This is a genomic window from Rhizobium sp. AAP116 (assembly GCF_001295785.1).
Classification (GTDB): Bacteria; Pseudomonadota; Alphaproteobacteria; order Rhizobiales; family Rhizobiaceae; genus Allorhizobium.
Genome location: NZ_LJIB01000043.1, coordinates 15,700 through 33,152 on the forward strand (window position 1 = coordinate 15,700; position 17,453 = coordinate 33,152).

At 63.3% G+C, this 17,453-nt stretch carries 16 protein-coding genes; 8 read left to right on the forward strand and 8 right to left on the reverse strand.

The window, feature by feature from the left end; translation table 11 throughout:
* The first annotated feature begins 52 nt into the window (after positions 1–52).
* The 5 genes from IP85_RS20175 (at position 53) to IP85_RS20195 (ending at position 4,825) form a co-directional block, all read left to right on the forward strand.
* Entirely contained in the window at positions 53–1,234 is a 1,182-nt protein-coding gene (locus IP85_RS20175; protein WP_054151457.1) for a benzoate/H(+) symporter BenE family transporter, read from the forward strand.
* A complete protein-coding gene (locus IP85_RS20180) occupies positions 1,231–1,455 on the forward strand; it encodes a hypothetical protein (protein WP_069043662.1) in 225 nt (74 codons plus the stop codon). Before IP85_RS20175 ends, IP85_RS20180 begins: the two co-directional genes overlap by 4 nt.
* Before the next feature lie 294 nt (positions 1,456–1,749).
* Positions 1,750–2,001 (forward strand): hypothetical protein, encoded by a 252-nt coding sequence (locus tag IP85_RS20185; protein WP_054151458.1) that lies wholly within the window; start codon positions 1,750–1,752, stop codon positions 1,999–2,001.
* Between the two features lie 327 nt (positions 2,002–2,328).
* Positions 2,329–4,044, forward strand: coding sequence for a 2-isopropylmalate synthase (leuA, locus tag IP85_RS20190; RefSeq protein ID WP_054151459.1), 1,716 nt, complete (start codon positions 2,329–2,331; stop codon positions 4,042–4,044).
* Between the two features lie 4 nt (positions 4,045–4,048).
* On the forward strand, positions 4,049–4,825 hold the full coding sequence (locus IP85_RS20195) for an alpha/beta fold hydrolase (RefSeq protein ID WP_054151460.1): 777 nt from the start codon (positions 4,049–4,051) through the stop codon (positions 4,823–4,825).
* A gap of 107 nt (positions 4,826–4,932) precedes the next feature.
* On the opposite strand, the gene IP85_RS20200 is transcribed toward IP85_RS20195, so the two are convergent.
* Positions 4,933–5,841, reverse strand: a complete 909-nt coding sequence (locus IP85_RS20200) for a metallophosphoesterase (RefSeq protein WP_054151461.1) — start codon at positions 5,839–5,841, stop codon at positions 4,933–4,935.
* Between the two features lie 41 nt (positions 5,842–5,882).
* On the opposite strand from IP85_RS20200, the gene IP85_RS20205 reads away from it, so the two are divergent.
* A complete protein-coding gene (locus IP85_RS20205; RefSeq protein WP_054151462.1) occupies positions 5,883–6,389 on the forward strand; it encodes an NUDIX domain-containing protein in 507 nt (168 codons plus the stop codon).
* A 3-nt stretch (positions 6,390–6,392) separates the two neighbouring features.
* Here the strand turns inward: IP85_RS20205 and IP85_RS20210 are convergent, their stop codons facing one another.
* Positions 6,393–7,376, reverse strand: coding sequence for a glutathione S-transferase family protein (locus IP85_RS20210; RefSeq protein WP_054151463.1), 984 nt, complete (start codon positions 7,374–7,376; stop codon positions 6,393–6,395).
* 248 nt (positions 7,377–7,624) lie between these two features.
* On the opposite strand from IP85_RS20210, the gene IP85_RS20215 reads away from it, so the two are divergent.
* Entirely contained in the window at positions 7,625–8,182 is a 558-nt protein-coding gene (locus IP85_RS20215) for an N-acetyltransferase (RefSeq protein ID WP_054151464.1), read from the forward strand.
* On the opposite strand, the gene IP85_RS20220 is transcribed toward IP85_RS20215, so the two are convergent.
* Both IP85_RS20220 and IP85_RS20225 read right to left on the reverse strand, forming a co-directional pair.
* On the reverse strand, positions 8,167–9,225 hold the full coding sequence (locus IP85_RS20220; protein ID WP_054151465.1) for an AI-2E family transporter: 1,059 nt from the start codon (positions 9,223–9,225) through the stop codon (positions 8,167–8,169). The two genes, IP85_RS20215 and IP85_RS20220, sit on opposite strands and share 16 nt — an antisense overlap.
* Positions 9,226–9,431: 206 nt before the next feature.
* A complete protein-coding gene (locus IP85_RS20225; RefSeq protein WP_054151466.1) occupies positions 9,432–9,851 on the reverse strand; it encodes a GNAT family N-acetyltransferase in 420 nt (139 codons plus the stop codon).
* 199 nt (positions 9,852–10,050) lie between these two features.
* Between IP85_RS20225 and IP85_RS20230 the strand changes: the two genes are divergently transcribed.
* Positions 10,051–10,563, forward strand: a complete 513-nt coding sequence (locus IP85_RS20230; protein ID WP_054151467.1) for a GNAT family N-acetyltransferase — start codon at positions 10,051–10,053, stop codon at positions 10,561–10,563.
* A 39-nt stretch (positions 10,564–10,602) separates the two neighbouring features.
* On the opposite strand, the gene IP85_RS20235 is transcribed toward IP85_RS20230, so the two are convergent.
* The 4 genes from IP85_RS20235 to IP85_RS20250 are packed head-to-tail and all read right to left on the reverse strand — an operon-like array spanning position 10,603 to position 17,446.
* A complete protein-coding gene (locus IP85_RS20235) occupies positions 10,603–12,672 on the reverse strand; it encodes a hypothetical protein (protein WP_054151468.1) in 2,070 nt (689 codons plus the stop codon).
* Between the two features lie 4 nt (positions 12,673–12,676).
* Positions 12,677–15,499, reverse strand: coding sequence for a DUF4159 domain-containing protein (locus tag IP85_RS20240; protein WP_054151469.1), 2,823 nt, complete (start codon positions 15,497–15,499; stop codon positions 12,677–12,679).
* Entirely contained in the window at positions 15,499–16,416 is a 918-nt protein-coding gene (locus IP85_RS20245; RefSeq protein ID WP_054151470.1) for a DUF58 domain-containing protein, read from the reverse strand. The genes IP85_RS20240 and IP85_RS20245 overlap by 1 nt, the downstream gene beginning before the upstream one ends.
* Positions 16,417–16,432: 16 nt before the next feature.
* Positions 16,433–17,446 carry a MoxR family ATPase gene (locus tag IP85_RS20250; protein WP_054151471.1) on the reverse strand — a complete coding sequence of 338 codons (1,014 nt, stop codon included), beginning with the start codon at positions 17,444–17,446 and terminating at the stop codon, positions 16,433–16,435.
* Between the last annotated feature and the right edge of the window lie 7 nt (positions 17,447–17,453).

Sequence of the window (17,453 nt, forward strand, 5' to 3'; positions counted from 1 at the left end):
GTAATTTGATTGGCCTTGGATCCATCCAGGTTCGTTTTTTGGCGAGTCCATCATGCTCAAAGACTTTTCTCCCCAGGCGGCCTTCATGGGCGTGCTCGTCGCCTTTGTCGGTTTTGCCAGTTCGTTTGCCGTCGTGCTCCAGGGGCTGAAAGGCGTCGGCGCGACGGATTACGAAGCGGCCTCCGGGCTGATGGCGCTGTCGGTCGCCATGGGGCTCTGCGGGATCGTCTTGAGTGTGTGGACGAAGCTGCCGGTCTCTGTCGCCTGGTCGACGCCGGGTGCTGCGCTGATGGTGACGGCGGGGATTCCGGTCGGCGGGTTTCCGGCGGCGGTCGGGGCGTTTCTGGTCTGTGCGGCGCTGATCGTGCTCGCCGGCCTCATCCGGCCCTTCGGGCGGGCGGTTGCCGCCATTCCGGCGCCGATTGCCAATGCCATGCTGGCGGGTGTCATTCTGAATTTGTGCTTCGCGCCGTTCAAGGCGGTCGCCTTCGATCCTTTGCTCGGTCTGCCGATCCTCGTGGTCTGGGCGGTAGTCGCGGCCTTCAAGCGGCTTTACGCGGTGCCGGCTGCGCTTTTGACCTTTGTTGTTGTCATCGTCTTCGGCGTAGACTTGCCGGAGGGGGCAATGGCCAGCTGGGCGGCATCGCTTGCGCCCCCGGTGGAGTTCGTGTCGCCGGTCTTCACGCTGCCGGCGCTGGTGTCGATCGCACTGCCGCTGTTCATCGTCACCATGGCCTCGCAGAACATTCCTGGTATCGCGATCCTCAAGGTCAACAAATATGACCCGCAACCGGGGCCCATGTTTGCCGTGACCGGTCTTTTTTCTGCACTCGCGGCACCTCTCGGCGGCCATGCGGTGAACCTTGCGGCAATTACAGCGGCAATGTGCGCGGGCGAGGACGCGCACCAGGACCCGAAGCGGCGCTACTGGGCGGCGATCATTGCTGGGATCGGCTATGTGCTGCTCGGGCTGGCAGCCGGTGCCGTCACCGGCTTCGTGTCGCTGGCGCCCCCGATCCTCATCCAGTCGGTGGCGGGACTGGCGCTGATCGGGGCCTTTTCGGGGTCATCGGTTGCGGCGTTTCAGGTGCCGGAGACGCGGGAGGCGGCGGCGGTGACGTTTCTTGTCACGGCGTCGGGGATTTCCATCCTCGGGATTTCGGGGGCATTCTGGGGGCTGATTGCCGGGGTGGCGATGCTGGGGCTGGTCAAGCTGGCGAGAAACCGCACGTGAGACGGCTGCGCATCAAAGCCATCATCTTTGTGCTCTTTGCCGGTTTCTTCGGCTATGTCTTCTACACGCGCTACTGGATCTGGCGGGACTGCATAGCGGCTTCGCAATCGAGTTGTGTCACGCCCGATGGCAGCAATGTTACCGATGGCGGGATGGTCTGGGGCGTGATCGCGCTCGCCTTCCTGGCTGCCGCCGTCATTGCCCAATTCGGGCGGCGGTGATCTGGGTGTGCCGGATCTGGTGCAGTCGTAAGGGTTGCGCTAGGTTTTGCGCATGGAGTTCGAATTCGATCCGGTCAAAAGCGAGGCGAACAAGGCGAAGCGCGGAATCGATTTCGTGGCGGCGCAGGAGTTCGGTATGATCCTTAGATTTGAATGCTGGGTATGCTGCCGAACCAAGGCGGATCCGAATAGGCCTGATCTTTGGTCTCTTGTGGGCAGGTATCTACGTTCTGCGTGACGAGCGCATTCGGATCATTTCCGTTCGCCGGGCAAGAATTCAGGAAAGGCGTTTCTATGAAGACAATCAGCGCTGAAGAGCTGGATCGCCTGTTCGATGAGGGCGAAGAAGGTGTGCTGCAGTACTTCAACCTGACCACGGCCAGACGTCCCAATCTCGAACCGGTTGAGCTGACCGTGACGGTCATGTTGGGAACGAAGCTTAGGCTGGAGCGTCAAGCAAAGGAACTCGGCGTATCCGTTGACTCCTTGCTTGAAGACTGGCTGCGCGAAAAGCTGGACGAGGCAAGTCCATCCGCCGCCGAATAACACCCTTGCGCGATTCAATTCATCGCGTTATTCCTGACCCCATGAAGATCAACGGCACGACCATTGCTGCGACTGAAATGACGGCCCGCACTGCGGCCCGCTTCGTCGCGTCGGTGCCAAACTCGCTTCTTCTTCTCGGCCTTATCCGCGGTTGCCGGGTCCATTGAGGAGCGCCCGGCGGCCGGGTCAGCCGTTTGGCGATTGCTCCTCGAAATCCCCTTTTGTAATGCAATCCATCCCTTGAATAGGGCCTGTTCGGACGTGCCAAAGCTGCGCTGATTTGTTATCAGCCATGGCAGCCGCCAGGGACGAGAAGAGACCAAGACGATGATTTTGAAGACCCATACCGTGAAGCAGGGCATGCCGGACGCTTCGCAGAAGTACCGCGCCTATCCGCAAATCGCCATTCCGGACCGCACCTGGCCGTCGAAGGTGATCGACAAGGCACCGATCTGGTGCTCGGTCGACCTGCGCGACGGCAATCAGTCGCTGGTCAATCCGATGGGCCATGACCGCAAGGCGCGCATGTTCCAGCTGTTGCTCGACATGGGCTTCAAGGAAATCGAGATCGGTTTCCCGTCTGCGTCCCAGACCGACTTCGACTTTGCCCGCTGGTGCGTGGAAGAGGGCGGCGTGACCGCCGATGTGTCGCTGCAGGTGCTGGTGCAGTGCCGGCCGGAGTTGATCACGCGGACGTTTGAGGCGCTGGAAGGTGCCAAGAACCCGATCATCCACTTCTACAACTCCACCTCCGAGCTGCAGCGCCGCGTGGTGTTCGGCAAGGACGTCGCTGGCATCAAGCAGATCGCGGTCGATGCGGCGAAGATGATCATGGACATGGCGGCGAAGGCTGGTGGCGGTTATCGCTTCGAATATTCGCCTGAGAGTTTCACCGGCACCGAGCTGGAAGTGGCTTTGGAGATCTGCAACGCCGTTATCGCCGAAGTGAAGCCGACGGCTGACAACAAGCTGATCCTGAACCTGCCTTCGACCGTCGAGATGGCGACGCCGAACATTTATGCCGACCAGATCGAATGGATGTGCCGCAACATCGACAACCGCGAAAACGTGCTGATCTCCTTGCATCCGCATAATGACCGCGGCACGGGCATCGCTGCGACCGAGCTGGGCCTGATGGCCGGTGCCGACCGCGTCGAAGGCACGCTGTTCGGCAATGGCGAGCGGACCGGCAATGTCGATATCGTGACGCTGGCGCTCAACATGTTTACGCAAGGCGTCGACCCGCAGCTGGATTGTTCCGACATCGAGCGGATCAAGGCGGTCTATGAATATTCCAACGAGATGGTCATTCCCGAGCGCCATCCGTATGTCGGTGAACTGGTCTATACGGCCTTTTCCGGCTCGCATCAGGATGCGATCAACAAGGGCATGAAGGCGATCAAGACCGCCAATCATCCGGTCTGGGAAGTGCCTTATCTGCCGATCGATCCGCAGGATGTCGGCCGCACCTATGAGGCGATCATCCGCATCAACTCGCAGTCGGGCAAGGGCGGTATCGCCTACATCCTGCAGGAGGATTACGGCATCAACCTGCCGCGCAACCTGCAGATCGAGTTCCGCGAGGACATTCAGCGGATCACCGACGAAGAAGGCAAGGAACTGCCGTCGAAGAAGATCTACGACCGCTTCATCGAACGGTACGTCGATCAGACCGGCGCGCGCATCAAGTTCGTCGATCACCACACCTATCCGGCCGGGACTGACCAGAAGGGTATTCGGGTGGTTGCCGCCGAGATTACCGACAATGGCGAGACAAAGCGGATCGAAGGCAAGGGAACGGGCCCGATCGACGGCTTCGTCAACGCGCTCTCGACCTATCTCGGCATCGACCTCTCGGTGCAGGATTATTCCGAGCACTCTTTGCAGCATGGCTCGAATGCAGCTGCCATCGCCTATGTCGAGATGGCCCATGCCGGCGGCAAGTTGTTTGGGGCTGGCATCAACACCAACATCGTGACGGCCTCGCTGGAGGCGATCGTCTCGGCCGCCAACCGTGTGTTGGACGAGCAGAAGAAAGCCTGATGAGATGACGCTCTTCGCCGAGGTTCGACATCCGTCCTCGGCGAAGGCCCCACTTGCGTTGCTGCATGGTTTTGGCGGGATCGGCGCCTCCTGGGCGCCGGTCATCGAGCGGCTCGAGCCACACCAGCCGCTTGTCGTCTATGACCTGCCGGGGCATGGGCGCTCGCTTGATGCCGAGGGTGTCGGGCATGCCGGCGTGATGGCCAAGGCCATTCTGGCGGATCTCGACCGGCGCGGCATTTCGAGCTTTCATCTTTGCGGTCATTCCATGGGTGGGGCGATTGCCAGCCTGATTGCGCTCAGGGCGCGGGATCGGGTGGCATCCCTGACACTTGTGGCGCCAGGTGGCTTTGGTCCCGAGATCGATCATCAGGCCTTGCGGCGTTATGGTTTGGCCGTCGAACCAGACGAGCTGGCTGTCGGGTTGGCCGCAATGGCTGCCCAGGGTGTTGCGTTTGAGGCAGCGGCTCTCGATCGGCTCGCGGCTGCTCGACGGATTGCCGGGGCGACGGATCGACTGATGGAGATCCTCCAATCCTTCCTCGTGGAAACCGACGAACGGATCGGGCAGGGGACGTTGCCGCTCTCTTCATTCTCCGATCTCGGCATTCCAACGCGATTGCTCTGGGGAACGGCCGACCCGATCCTGCCGGTCGCGCAGGCAAAAAACATCTGGGAGGGCGCGGAGGTCGCGCTGATCGAGACTGCAGGCCACATGCTGATCGACGAGGCGCCGGATAGGGTGGCTGTGGCGATCCGGGCGGCGATGGCTGAAGGATAGAACATTTCCGGCGGAATTAGAATCGCCTGAAATGCTCTATCTCTTTGCTTTGACGCAATTCCGAACGCAAAACCGGTTCACACTTTTGCTGGAATTGCTCTAGCGGCTCAACCGAGCAGCCGTTCGCTGTGATCGAGCTTGAGCGGGGCATCTTCGCTTTCGATCTTGTAGCGCTGCCAGTCGAGTTGCCAGTTTCCGGCTTCGCCATCGATCGAGAAGAGATTGTAGCCGGCAGCGGGTTTCTTGGCGCCTGGTCCCTGGCTTGCCGAGGCGATGCCGACGACGGGGACGTTCTTTTCGCGGTCCGTCAGCCAGTAGAGCGTGTTGAGATGGGTGTGGCCGTGCAGCACGAGTTCGGCGCCGCCGGTGCGGATCGCGGCGGCGAAACGGCGGATGCCGATCATCCGCTTGTGCTGGGGAGCCGCTCCCCGGATTGGCGGGTGGTGGATCATCACCACGCGGAAAAGACCTTCCTCGCCGGCGGCCTTTAGAAGTGCTGCGGTCTCGCGGGCCTGGCGACCGCTGAAATAGCCCTGGGCGGAGAAGGGTGGGGTGGCGATGGAGGTCGAGCAGCCGATCAGCGCGACCGGGCCACGGCGGCGGATATAGGGGAAGAGCTTGTGATCGTCCTGGAAGATCAGCGGGTCGTCGTCGCCGCGCATGTAGTCGTACCAGGTCTGCACGACGCGCTCGTGGGCGCCAGGCACATAGGCGTCGTGATTTCCCGGCACAACGGATGTATCGAGCGGTGCACCGGCTTCCTTCAGCCATTCGGAAACGAGCTTGACCTCAAGCTTTGAGGCGAGGTTCACGAGGTCGCCCGTTATGGCAAGGTGATCCGGGTTTTCGGTACGAAGCGACTCCAGGACCATTTCCAGCGCATTGGGGAAAAGGTGCTTGCGGCGGTTGCGATGCCAGTTCACATAGCCCGTAATCCGCTTAGAGGCCAGTTCCCGGATCGTCAGGTTCGGCAGCGGGCCGAGATGCACGTCGGAGATGTGGGCGAGCTTGAACATGGCGCTTCTCTTAACGACGCTGAAACCGAGGGGCAAGGAAAATGACGCCAGCGGGTGGTGCCGGGACGGGTGCCGATAGCGAAAGGCTCGGATGGCCGAAGAGGTTCCTTGTTCGCCTTCTGCATGTCTATTTCGCCATCAATCGTGGCATGACGCTTGGTGTTCGTGCCGCCTGTTTCGACGAGGCGGGGCGGATCTTCCTGGTCCGCCACACCTATGTGCCCGGTTGGCATATGCCAGGCGGCGGGGTGGAGCGCGGCGAGACGGCGATCGAAGCGCTTTTGAAGGAAATGCGGGAGGAGGGTAATCTCGAACCCGTCGATGCTCCCGCACTCTTCCATGTCTACTTCAATGCCCGGATCAGCCGGCGTGACCATGTCTTGCTTTACCGTGTCAACGTGCGGCAGACGATGGTCCGCCCCGCAGACCGGGAGATTGCCGAGGCTGGCTTCTTCCACTTCGACGCTCTGCCGGAGGGCGTGACCCAGGCGACACGGCGCCGGATCGCGGAACTGCGCGGGGAAATCTCCCCGGCGCATCACTGGTGAGTGTCAGGCGCCGAGCTGTTCTCGACCGTGCGGCGCCATCAGGTCCTCATCAGGGCCAACCGGCACGACCCCGGTCGGATTGATCATGGTGTGGCTGCGGTAATAGTGATGCTTGATGTGGCGCATCTCGACCGTCTCGGCCACGCCCGGCGTCTGGTAGAGGTCGCGCAGATAGGCCGACAGGGCAGGATAATCGGCGATGCGGCGGATGTTGCACTTGAAGTGGCCGACATAGACGGGGTCGAAGCGCACCAGCGTGGTGAACAGACGCCAGTCGGCTTCCGTCATGCCGCTACCGAAGAGGTAGCGCTGATCGGTCAGTCGCTTCTCCAGCCAGTCGAGTGTCTCGAAGAGCGGATAGACGGCGCTTTCATAGGCTTCCTGGGTTGTGGCGAAACCGGCCTTGTAGACGCCGTTATTGACCGTGTCGTAAATGCGGGCGTTCACCTCGTCGATCTCGGAATGGAGATCTACGGGGTGCATGTCGAGGCCCGAGCCGGTCAGGCCGTCGAAGGCCGAATTCAACATGCGGATGATCTCGGAGCTCTCGTTCGAGACGATAGTGTTCTGATGCTTGTCCCAGAGGACCGGTACGGTCACGCGGCCCGAGAAGGTCGGGTCGGCTTTGACATAAACCTGCCAGAGGAAATTCGAGCCGAAGAGATGATCCGGCGTGGCGCCGTCGCGGTCGTGGAATTCCCAGCCGTTCGACAGCATCAGCGGATCGACCACGGAAACCGAGATCAGGTCTTCGAGGCCCTTCAGGGCGCGGAAGATCAGGGTGCGATGCGCCCAGGGGCAGGCATAGGAGACGTAGAGGTGGTAGCGACCTGCCTCTGCCTTGAAACCGCCCTTGCCGGAAGGGCCGGCGGAGCCGTCTGCGGTCACCCAGTTGCGGAAGCTCGAGTCAGCCCTCTTGAAGTGCCCCGAGGTCGATTTCGTGTCGTACCAGACGTCCTGCCAGACGCCATCCACCAGTCTACCCATGGTCGCTTCCTTCTCGTTTGAACTTGACCCGGAAGATACGGCTGTCGGCTGCAATTGCGAGGGGCGATGGGTTGAACAGTGCGTTTTCCGTTGGACGGACAGAAATTTTGCTGCTATCGGAACAACACTCAAGATTTAAAGGCCCCGATGACCCTCGCACGGAACCCACGACGACGCTGAAGCTCTCGAACGCACGATATTCGTGCGCGTGAACCCTATCGCTGTCTGTCTATTGGTTTCGGTCATCCATGTTTCACTCCGGCCTTGTCTACCTCACCGAGGATGCGTCGCACGACGCTGTCATTGAACTCATCAACGAAGAAGCTTTTGGTCCCGGCCGGCACACCCGTGCGGCAGCGCGCATCCGCGAGCAGGGGCCGCATGACCGGTCGCTTTCCTTCATCTGCGCGGATAATGGCGAGACGATTGCCTCCGTGCGCATGACGCCGGTTCTGGCCGGGGATGTGAAGGGGCATCTGCTGGGGCCGCTTGCGGTTCGTCCTTCCCACAAGAACCGGGGCATTGGCCGCGAACTCGTGCGGATCGCCATCGAGGCGGCGCGGCGCAAGGGGTCGGAAGGCGTCATCCTGATTGGTGATCCGCCCTATTACATGCCGCTCGGCTTCGAGAAGGTCGCCTACCAGGCGCTCGACTTTCCCGGTCCAGTCGATCCGAACCGGGTGCTCATCGTGCCTTTGGTGGGCGACGTGCATGACCGTTTGAAGGGTGTGATCGCCTGGCGGGACGCAAGTCCCGTCGAGGCCGCGGATGCGGCCGACGGTTCGAAACGCTACGCCTCCGCCTGACGCGGCGACTGCTCCCAGGGAAGGCACGGCCGTTCGCGCATCGGGTGGACGCTTTCAACCTCACGTTCGAGACAGGCACGAATGTAGACCCGGTTCACCAGTTGCATCAGCAAGGCAGTGAGCGGTGTTGCCATGGCGAGCCCAATCAGGCCGAAGAGCGTTCCGAAGACAAGTTGCGACGAGATCACCAGGACGGGAGGAAGAGACACTTTCTGCTTCTGCACGATCGGCGTGACGACGTAACTCTCCAGTGTCTGGACGAACATATAGACGGCAAGCACCATCAGCACCGCATTTGTCCCATCGGGTACGGCGAGCAGCAAGCCTGGGATCGCGGCGAGGATGGGGCCGACATTCGGGATGAAGGCGAGCAAGCCGGCGATGAGGCCAAGCGCCAAGGCGAGCGGTATGCCGATCAGCCAGAGACCGAGACCGGTCAGAATGCCGACGACGGACATCGATATCAACTGTGCCGACAACCAGCTCTGCAGCGTCGCGATGCTCTCGTCGATCACGTTGCCGGCCTCAGGACGGAGCGACGGCGCAAACAGGCGCAGAAAGCCTCTTCTGTAGGTGCCGGGATCGAACGCGCCATAGAGCGCGATAAAGAGCAGCAGGACACTGTTGCCGAGATAGCCGAATGCGGAACCAAGCGCCTGCGTGGCGGCGCCGCCGAACGCGCCGGACCAGAGATCGGTCTGCTCCATGCGATCGAGGAGTTCGCGGCCCCAGGCATATTGCTCGATGCGCTCGGCAAGGCTCTGTGCCGCTTCGGGGAGCTGTCGCCACAGCTCGTCGATCTGCGTCGATACGGCGGGCGCCGCGACCGTGCCGCCAATTGCAAAGCCGCCGACGATCAGCAGGAGGAAGATCGCCACACCCCATGCCGGGCGCAGCGACAGATGCCGGGCAATCCAGAGCCCTCCAGCCCGAAAGAATACGGCGAGCAGGAGCCCGGCAAAGATCATCAGCAGCGTTGCGGGCAAAAGAACCAGGAAAAGGATGAGCGCCGCTGCGAGGACGCCGAGTGACAGGACGCGCATCGAGACGCCTCTATCCCGCGCTTGATTGCGGCCTGGTGCTCTGTCCGTTCGGTTCATGTGAATTGCCCCTTGTTCGCCAAAAGTCGCTGGGGCCATGCCGGCACCCTAGACTGGGAACAGTGGGGAGGGCTCGATGTTCCGATCCATTCTTGGCCCGCATGTGCTGGCGGTGATCCGAACAATGGGCGATCGGGCGAAGCAGAAGCTCAGAAGCGCTTGATCAGCCAGCAGATATCATAGCCCTTGGCAAAATCCTCGATGCGGCCGAAGACGTGGTAGCCGGCACGTTCATAGGCACGGCAGGCAGCCGGGTTGATCGTGTCGATATAAGCGCCGATGCAACCGCGCGCCTTCGCCTCTTCTTCGGCGAGTGTCAACAATCTGCCGGCCATGCCCTGACCGCGCAGGCGCTCAGGGACCGAGAGCAATTCCACATAAAGCCAACCGCGACCGGTATAGCCGACGAGGCCACCGTCGACGGAGCCGTCGTCTGCCTGAATCGGAATGAAGAGATCGCGCCTATCGGATGGGCCGAGCAGGGTCTCGTTGTGGGCCTTGATGCTGGCGAGGATCGCGTCGCGGGCGGTTTCGGGGACGGTGTCGGCGGGAGGGAGTGATGGAGGCATGGGCGAAGGTTAGGCTGCGTTGGCTTCATTGTCCACGTGCTGGTCGGCTGGCCCACATCGGTCATGGGGGGATTCCGAGTGACCACAGCCGCAAAGTGCCTGTTTCCTCAGGGGGCTTGGTCGACGATGCATCGTTGGTCCGCCGTCGAATATGCTAGATCTGGTCCGCCCAGCTACCGATTTTGCAGTGAGAATTCCGATGCATCCGATACCGACATTCACAACAGGTCGCCTCGTTCTACGCGCCATGCGCAAGGAGGACTGGCCTTCGTACAAGCAGCTGATGGCGTCGGAACGGGCGCAATTCATGGGTGGCCCTTTCCTGGATGCTGCAGCCTGGGGCATGTTCTGCAGCGACCATGCGCAATGGGATCTGTTTGGTTGCGGGGCGCTGATGATCGATGAAACAACGACCGGTGCCTGTGTGGGACAGGTGGGGATCAATGCGGGGCCGCTGTTCCCGGAGTTCGAGTTGGGATGGTTCGTTTATCCTCAATTTGAAGGCAGGGGCTATGCCCATGAGGCGGCTGAAGCGCTGCTCCATTGGGCGAGAGAAGTGCGGCAGTTGCCGAGCCTCGTCAGCTATGTCGATCCTGACAATGTCAGATCTGCCGGCCTCGCCACACGGCTTGGTGCCGAGCTGGACCAGCGAGCGGCACGGCCGTCGCCGGGCGATCTGGTATACCGTCACTATCCAAAGCAACCGGAATAGGCGTGTCGGCTGGATGCGGCGTCACGGAAGGTCGCGGCATTACCGCCCCTCGCGCCACCACATGGCCGATACCGCCAGCAACAAGATCCCGAGCCCTGCAAAGCCCGCGAAAAGCGGCAGCGTGTTCACGCCCTTCAGCACGGTTTCGTCCGTCAGCTTGATCAGCATGCGGCGGTCGTCGGCAACACGGACTTCGCCACGCACGGGCAGGATGTCGGGGATGCGGACAGAGGCGTCTCCATCGTCCAGGCGGGCTGTGAGGCCGCGCGATTCCTCGCTCGTCGGGGCGAGTGTATCGGTGGTTGAGATCATCGCGCGGAATTCGGGGGCGTCGACGGCGCCGACATGGACGAGGCTCGAGAAGTCTCCATTGGTGATGGTGAACAGGCCGGTCTCGGTCATGCGGCGTTCGCCGCGATAGAGGCCGGGCTGGATCTCGTTTAGGTTCAACGCAATCGTTTCGCCTGAGGGCGTGGTGATCGTCGCGGGGCCGGGGGCGTCGCCGATGGTCTGGCGGGTCACTTCCAGCGTGCGGCCGGTGGCGCGCGCCTTCAGTGCCTCTTCCTCGAGCTCCGGCTCCTTCATCAGCCAGTGGGCGATGCGGCGATAGAGCGACACATGCGGGCCGCCGCCTTCAAAGCCGCGGGCCCAGAGCCAGCCCTGATCGGAGAGCAGCATGGCGACGCGGCCCTCATTGGCGCGGTTGAGCACGAGCAGGGGACGGTCGCCGTCGCCCGTCATGACGGTTTCGCCATCTGTACGGCCGACATCGACGCTGCGGAACCAGCGGCCCCATTGTGGCGGCTCCACGGCGGAGCCATCGAGGCCACGGGTGACGGGGTGGCGTTTGCCCTGCTCCGAGATGCGGGGATAGAAGCCGGCCTGATGGACATCGCCGGTCGGGGTGGCCGGAAGAACTGACTCGAGCGGTGTGAGGGCGATCGAGTCCTGTCCGGCATGTTCCGGGCCGGCGGCGATCAGCAGCGCGCCGCCATTCCTGACATATTCGGCGATGTAATCGTAATAGAGGATCGGCAGCACGCCGCGATGCTGGTAGCGGTCGAAGATGATCAGGTCGAAATCATTGATCTTTTCGACGAAAAGTTCGCGGGTCGGGAAGGCGATCAGCGAGAGTTCGTTGATCGGCGTGCCATCCTGCTTTTCCGGCGGGCGCAGAATGGTGAAGTGGACGAGGTCGACCGAGGCGTCCGATTTCAAGAGGTTGCGCCAGGCGCGTTCGCCGGCATGCGGTTCGCCCGACACGAGCAGCACGCGCAGGTTCTGGCGGATGCCCTCGATCAGGTGGATGGCGCGGTTGTTGACGTCGGTGACTTCGCCCGGTGTTGCGGCGACCGAGAATTCCAGCACATTGTTGCCGCCGCGTGGGACGCGGAAGGCAAAGGAGGTCTCGGCGCCGGGAACGGCCGGGATGGTGCCGAGGTCTTCGCCATTCATTCTGACCGAGACGTCGGCCGGCTGGTTGGAGGCCTCTCCGTCGTCGAAGACACGGAAGGTCAGTTCCTGTTCCTCGTCGACGATGCCGAAGCGCGGAGCGCGGAGGACTTCGATGCGGCGATCGAATTCGTCGGCCTTGCCGGTGATCAGCGAATGCAACGGGGCGTCGAAGGGAAGCGCCTGGTTTTCGGCCGGGATGTCATGCACCTGGCCGTCGGTGACGAAGATTGCACCACCGACACGGGCCGGCGGAACGTCCGTCGTTGCCGCAGCCAGCGCTTCGAAGAGCTTGGTGGAGGGTGCGTCGCTGTCGCCGGGGTCGGTGACTTCGATGATGCGCGGCTCGATATTCGGGAAGCGGCCGAGGCGGTCGCGGATGCCCTGCAATGCCTCATCGGTCTGCTCGGCGCGGCCGGCGATCTGCTGGCTCTGGCTGCGGTCAACGATCACGGGCACGACTGTCGTCAGCGGATCGCGCTCTTCCTGGAGGAGGAGCGGGTTGGCAAGGGCTGCAAGTACGGCGATCGAAGCGGCCAGGCGGATGGCGGTGCCGCGTACGCCGCGCAGGAAACCGAGGACGGACAGCACCACGGCCAGCACGGCAAGGGTGGCGATGGCGATCCAGGGGATGAAGGGGGCGAATTCGAGCGTCATGGTCTCACTGCCCCAGTCGTTCGAGCAGCGCAGGCACGTGGACCTGGTCTGCCTTGTAGTTGCCGGTCAGCATATACATCATGATGTTGACGCCGGAGCGGAAGGACATTTCGCGCTGCATCTCATCGGCGGGGACGACAGGGAGCACGCTTGCGCCATTGGCATCGATTGCCCAGGCGCCCATGAGATCGTTGCCGGTGATCATGATCGGGCTCACGCCATCGCCGGAGGAGGCGACGCCGCTGTTGCTGGAGAGCGCTTCCTGGCGGGCCTCGACCCAGAGCGGGCTGCCGCTGTAGCGGCCGGGAAAGCCCTGCAGCAGATAGAAGGCGCGCGTCAGCACGTGGTCTGATGGAACCGGCTCCAGCGGCGGGATGTCGATATTGGCAAGGATCGCCTGCAGGCGTTCGCCGTTTGGAGAGGCCCCGACCTCGTTGCCGAGCGTCGAGCCCTGGTCACGCGTGTCGAAGAGCACGGTGCCGCCGGCGCGCATATAGGCGTCGATGCGGCTGATCGCGGCTGCTGACGGCATGGGCGCGGAAGCCGAGATCGGCCAGAAGATGATCGGGTAGAAGGAGAGTTCGTCCTTCGAAATGTCGACACCTATGGGCGGGGCGGGCTCTAGCGTCGTGCGGTAGGTCAGGAAGTCGGTGAGGCCGGCGAGACCCTGCTCGGAAAGGCGATCAACCTCGGCTTCGCCGGTGATGACATAGGCGAGGTGGGTGTTGTCGAGCCGCTCAAGGATCTGTTCGTCGCCGGGCTTGGCATCAGTCGACTGGGCAAGCGCCTGACCGGGCATTGTTGCCGCAGCGAGTGCGACGGCAAGCGCCAGGATTGAGGCGGCAGCAGCCGGTGCGCGTTTCGGCATGCGGGAGAAGGCGCCGCCCATGAAGAGCACGATCAGGCTGTCGATCACCAGCAGCAGGAAGGCGATGGTCAGAAGGCTCGGCTTCAGCGGGGTTGCCGCCGTGCCGGCCATCGGGTCGCGGGCGACGGTGAGGCCTGCCGGCGAGGGAAGCGGGCGCAGTGTGGCATCCGATGGCAGGAGGTTGAGTGCCGTGAAGCCGTCTTCCGTGCCGTAGAGGCCCGGCGGATTGTCGAAGGTCGCGGCTTCTGGACGGTCCGGGCCGAGCGACAGGGGCTTTGCGGTGCCCGCCTCGGCGGTGAGCGCGCCGCGTTCGGTCAGAAGACGGAAGGGCGGAAGCGACGGGGCGGTCGCCTGGCCGGCCTGAGCCTCAGCTGCGCCGACACGAGTGAGCTGGACGATACGGCGGAGCATGTCGACAAAGGTGCCGGAAATCGGCAGATCCGACCAGGTGGCCTCGGCGCTGACGTGGAAGAGCACGATGCGGCCGGCGCCGTTGTCCTCGACGGTGACGAGCGGCGTGCCGTCGGCAAGGCTTGCCCAGGTGCGGGCGGCGAGATCCGGTGTCGGTTCGGCGAGCACCTGTCGCTTGACGAGGATGCCCTCGGGGCGCGGCATGCCGGCAAAGGGGCCAAAGGTCGGGAAGTCGGCAAGCGGCTGCGGCTCGGCCCAGGAGAGTGCGCCGCCGAGCGCGCGTTCGCCCTGGCGCAGGATGACCGGCACGAGCGGGTCGTCTGCGGGGGCGGCGGCAAGGCGGGGGCCGGCAAAGCGGATCAGCGTGCCACCACGGTTGATCCATGCTTGCAGCGGATCATAGACATCGGCCGGCAGGCGTCCGACATCGGCCAGCACGAGGGCAGACGGGTTCTGGTTGAGGATTTCAGGTATGGCGACGGCAAGGTCGGTCTGGCCGGGCTTGACCACGTCGGCATAGGGGCCAAGCGCGCGCTCGATGTAATAGAGCGGCGAGAGGAGTGGCTGGAAGCCGTCACCGCTGTCGCCGGAAACAAGCGCGACCTTGCGGCGGCGGAAGCCGTCGTCGAGCAGGTGGATGGCGCCGGCCGAGGCGACGCCTGCGATCGAGAGGCGGGCGAAATCATTGCGCAGTTCGAAGGGCGCTGCGATCTCGCCGGACGCTTCCGTCGTGCCGGGGGCGAAATCGACCTGACCGGAGGCGATTATGCGACCCTGGCGGTCCTGAGCATCAACGATCAGGCTGCGAGGTTCCGAGGCGTTGAGGCGCGAGAGCGTGACGGTGAGCGCATCCGAGCCGTTGTTTGCGCCGGTGATTGCGACGCTTGCTGCACCATCGCCCTCGACGATGCGGAATTCGGCGGGCGAGAGGCTGGCGAGATCCGACAGGAACGGATCTTCCGCGTCGCGGGCGATGCCGTCGGAGACATAGGCGAGCGTGCCGGGGCGTTCCGACGAGAAGGTGGTGCGGAGCGCTTCGATGGTCCTGATACGATCGGGGCGCTGCGGATGGGGTGTGGCGGCGGCAAGTTTTTCGAGCGCCACGGCGGCGGTGCCGGGTATCGCGTCATGGTTTGCCTCTGCCGTGAAGACGATCGAGACGGGCAGGCTGCGGTCAGCGGCATCGCCGATCAGGGCGGTCGCGGTCTCGACGCGGCGATCCCAGTCGCCGACGGTTGCCCAGCCGTTGTCGACAACGAGCAGTAGAGGACCGTCGCCGGAGAGGGTGGCGTTGCGCGGATTGAGCACGGGGTCGGCCAGCGCAAAGATGACGATGGCGGCCATCAGCATGCGCAGAAGGGTCAGCCACCAGGGGCTTTTCGAGGGCGTTTCCTCGCGCTTCAAGACGCCAGCCAGGATCTTCAGCGGCGGGAAGACTTCCGTCTTCGGGCGCGGCGGGGTGAGCTTCAGGAGCCACCAGATCAGGGGCAGTGCAAGCAAAGCACCAAGAATGGCGGGAGCGCCGAAGGCGAGTGGCATACCTAACATCAGCCCGCACTCCTGTTGACGGCGGGCGGCATGCCCGACAGGTGCATGTGGACAGCGACGAGGGCCTCCGAGGCGAGACGATCAGTGCGGTTGTGGGTGAAGCTCCAGCCCATGCGGCGGAGCTGATCCGACATCGATCCTCGGCGAGCGAGATAGGCCTGCTGGTAGTCTTCGCGCAGGGTCTCTGCGCGGCCGGAGGTGAGCTTTTCGCCGGTTTCGGGATCGGTGAACTCGGTGCGGCCGGTATAGGGGAAGGTCTCTTCCGCCGGATCGGCGACCTCGAGCACGTGGCCGCGAAGACCGCGGCGGGCGAGCGGCGTGATGCGCTCCATCACCCGGTCCGCATCGTCGAGAAAGTCGCCGATCAGCACGATGTCGCTTGCGCCGCGGATCATGCGGGTGTCGGGCAGGCCTTCGGTCAGCGGCGCATGCATGATGGCGGTCGCAAGACGCTCGGCGGCGTTGCGGGCGGAGATCGGCTCCATGATGCCAGGGCAACCGATGCGTTCGCCGGAGCGCGCGAGGATTTCGGCGAGTGCCAGCATCAGCACAAGCGCGCGGCTTTCCTTGGAAACAGAGGCAAGCGTCGACTTGTACATCATTGAGGGCGACATGTCGGCCCAGAGCCAGACCGTGTGGGCCGCTTCCCATTCGCGGTCACGGATATACATGTGGTCGTCGCGGGCAGAGCGGCGCCAATCGATGCGCGAGAAGCTCTCGCCATCTGCATAGGGGCGGAACTGCCAGAAGTTTTCGCCGATGCCGCGCTTGCGGCGGCCATGCCAGCCGGCAATCACGGTATTGGCGATGCGCTTTGCCTCGACCATGCAGTCAGGCACGAGCACGGCGCGCTGGCGGGCGCGCTTCAGCACTTCGCTGCCGGCTGTCTGCTCGACGATCTGGCCGATCGATGCCACGCGGTTAAGGCCTCCCTTACTTGCGCAGGTCGGAAACGAGACCCGCGATGACGTCGCGGACGGTCATGCCTTCGGCACGCGCCGCAAAGGTCAGTGCCATGCGGTGTTCGAGCACGGGTTCGGCGAGTGCGTATACGTCGTCGATGGAGGGGGCGAGGCGGCCTTCATAGAGGGCGCGGGCACGGGCGCAGAGCATCAGGGCCTGTCCGGCGCGGGGACCCGGACCCCAGGCGATGTTCTTGTCGGTCGTGTCGTTGCCGTGGCCCGGACGTGCCGAGCGGACGAGCGTCAGAATGGCGTCGACCACGGTGTCGGAGACCGGCATCTGGCGGATCAGCTTCTGGATCTCCAGCAGGCGGGCGCTGTTGATCACTGCACTGGCGCGGCGGTCACCGACGCCAGTTGTCTCCAGCAGGATCTGCCGTTCGGCGGCGAGTTCCGGATAGAGAACATCCACCTGCAGCAGGAAGCGGTCGAGCTGCGCTTCAGGAAGCGGGTAGGTGCCTTCCTGCTCCAGCGGGTTCTGGGTTGCAAGCACGTGGAAGGGGGCGGGCAGCTGATAAGGCTGGCCGGCGATGGTGACGTGGTGCTCCTGCATCGACTGCAGAAGAGCGGACTGAGTGCGCGGGCTTGCGCGGTTGATCTCATCGGCCATCAGCAGCTGGGCAAAGACCGGACCCTTGACGAAGCGGAAGGAGCGACGCCCCGTCTCGTCCTGGTCCATGACTTCCGTGCCGATGATGTCAGAGGGCATCAGGTCGGGCGTAAACTGGATGCGGTTGGCATCGAGGCCAAGGGCCGAGCCGAGCGTCGTCACGAGCTTGGTCTTGGCGAGACCGGGAACGCCGACCAGAAGAGCATGGCCACCTGAGAGAATGGCGAGGAGGGTGTTTTCGACGACCTTTTCCTGACCGAAGATCACCTTGGCCACTTCCTGGCGGATCGCCGCGATATCTGCGAGCGCCTTCTCGGCCTCGGCGACGATCGCTTTCTCGTCCATTGCAACATCGGGATTTGGCATCATGCCCATGGTCTGC

Coding starts and splice junctions, on each gene's coding strand:
- IP85_RS20175 (WP_054151457.1), top strand. CDS start 53: ATGCTCAAAGACTTTTCTCCCCAGGCGGCCTTCATGGGCGTGCTCGTC.
- IP85_RS20185 (WP_054151458.1), top strand. CDS start 1,750: ATGAAGACAATCAGCGCTGAAGAGCTGGATCGCCTGTTCGATGAGGGC.
- leuA (WP_054151459.1), top strand. CDS start 2,329: ATGATTTTGAAGACCCATACCGTGAAGCAGGGCATGCCGGACGCTTCG.
- IP85_RS20195 (WP_054151460.1), top strand. CDS start 4,049: ATGACGCTCTTCGCCGAGGTTCGACATCCGTCCTCGGCGAAGGCCCCA.
- IP85_RS20200 (WP_054151461.1), bottom strand. CDS start 5,841: ATGTTCAAGCTCGCCCACATCTCCGACGTGCATCTCGGCCCGCTGCCG.
- IP85_RS20205 (WP_054151462.1), top strand. CDS start 5,883: ATGACGCCAGCGGGTGGTGCCGGGACGGGTGCCGATAGCGAAAGGCTC.
- IP85_RS20210 (WP_054151463.1), bottom strand. CDS start 7,376: ATGGGTAGACTGGTGGATGGCGTCTGGCAGGACGTCTGGTACGACACG.
- IP85_RS20215 (WP_054151464.1), top strand. CDS start 7,625: ATGTTTCACTCCGGCCTTGTCTACCTCACCGAGGATGCGTCGCACGAC.
- IP85_RS20220 (WP_054151465.1), bottom strand. CDS start 9,225: ATGCGCGTCCTGTCACTCGGCGTCCTCGCAGCGGCGCTCATCCTTTTC.
- IP85_RS20225 (WP_054151466.1), bottom strand. CDS start 9,851: ATGCCTCCATCACTCCCTCCCGCCGACACCGTCCCCGAAACCGCCCGC.
- IP85_RS20230 (WP_054151467.1), top strand. CDS start 10,051: ATGCATCCGATACCGACATTCACAACAGGTCGCCTCGTTCTACGCGCC.
- IP85_RS20235 (WP_054151468.1), bottom strand. CDS start 12,672: ATGACGCTCGAATTCGCCCCCTTCATCCCCTGGATCGCCATCGCCACC.
- IP85_RS20240 (WP_054151469.1), bottom strand. CDS start 15,499: ATGTTAGGTATGCCACTCGCCTTCGGCGCTCCCGCCATTCTTGGTGCT.
- IP85_RS20250 (WP_054151471.1), bottom strand. CDS start 17,446: ATGGGCATGATGCCAAATCCCGATGTTGCAATGGACGAGAAAGCGATC.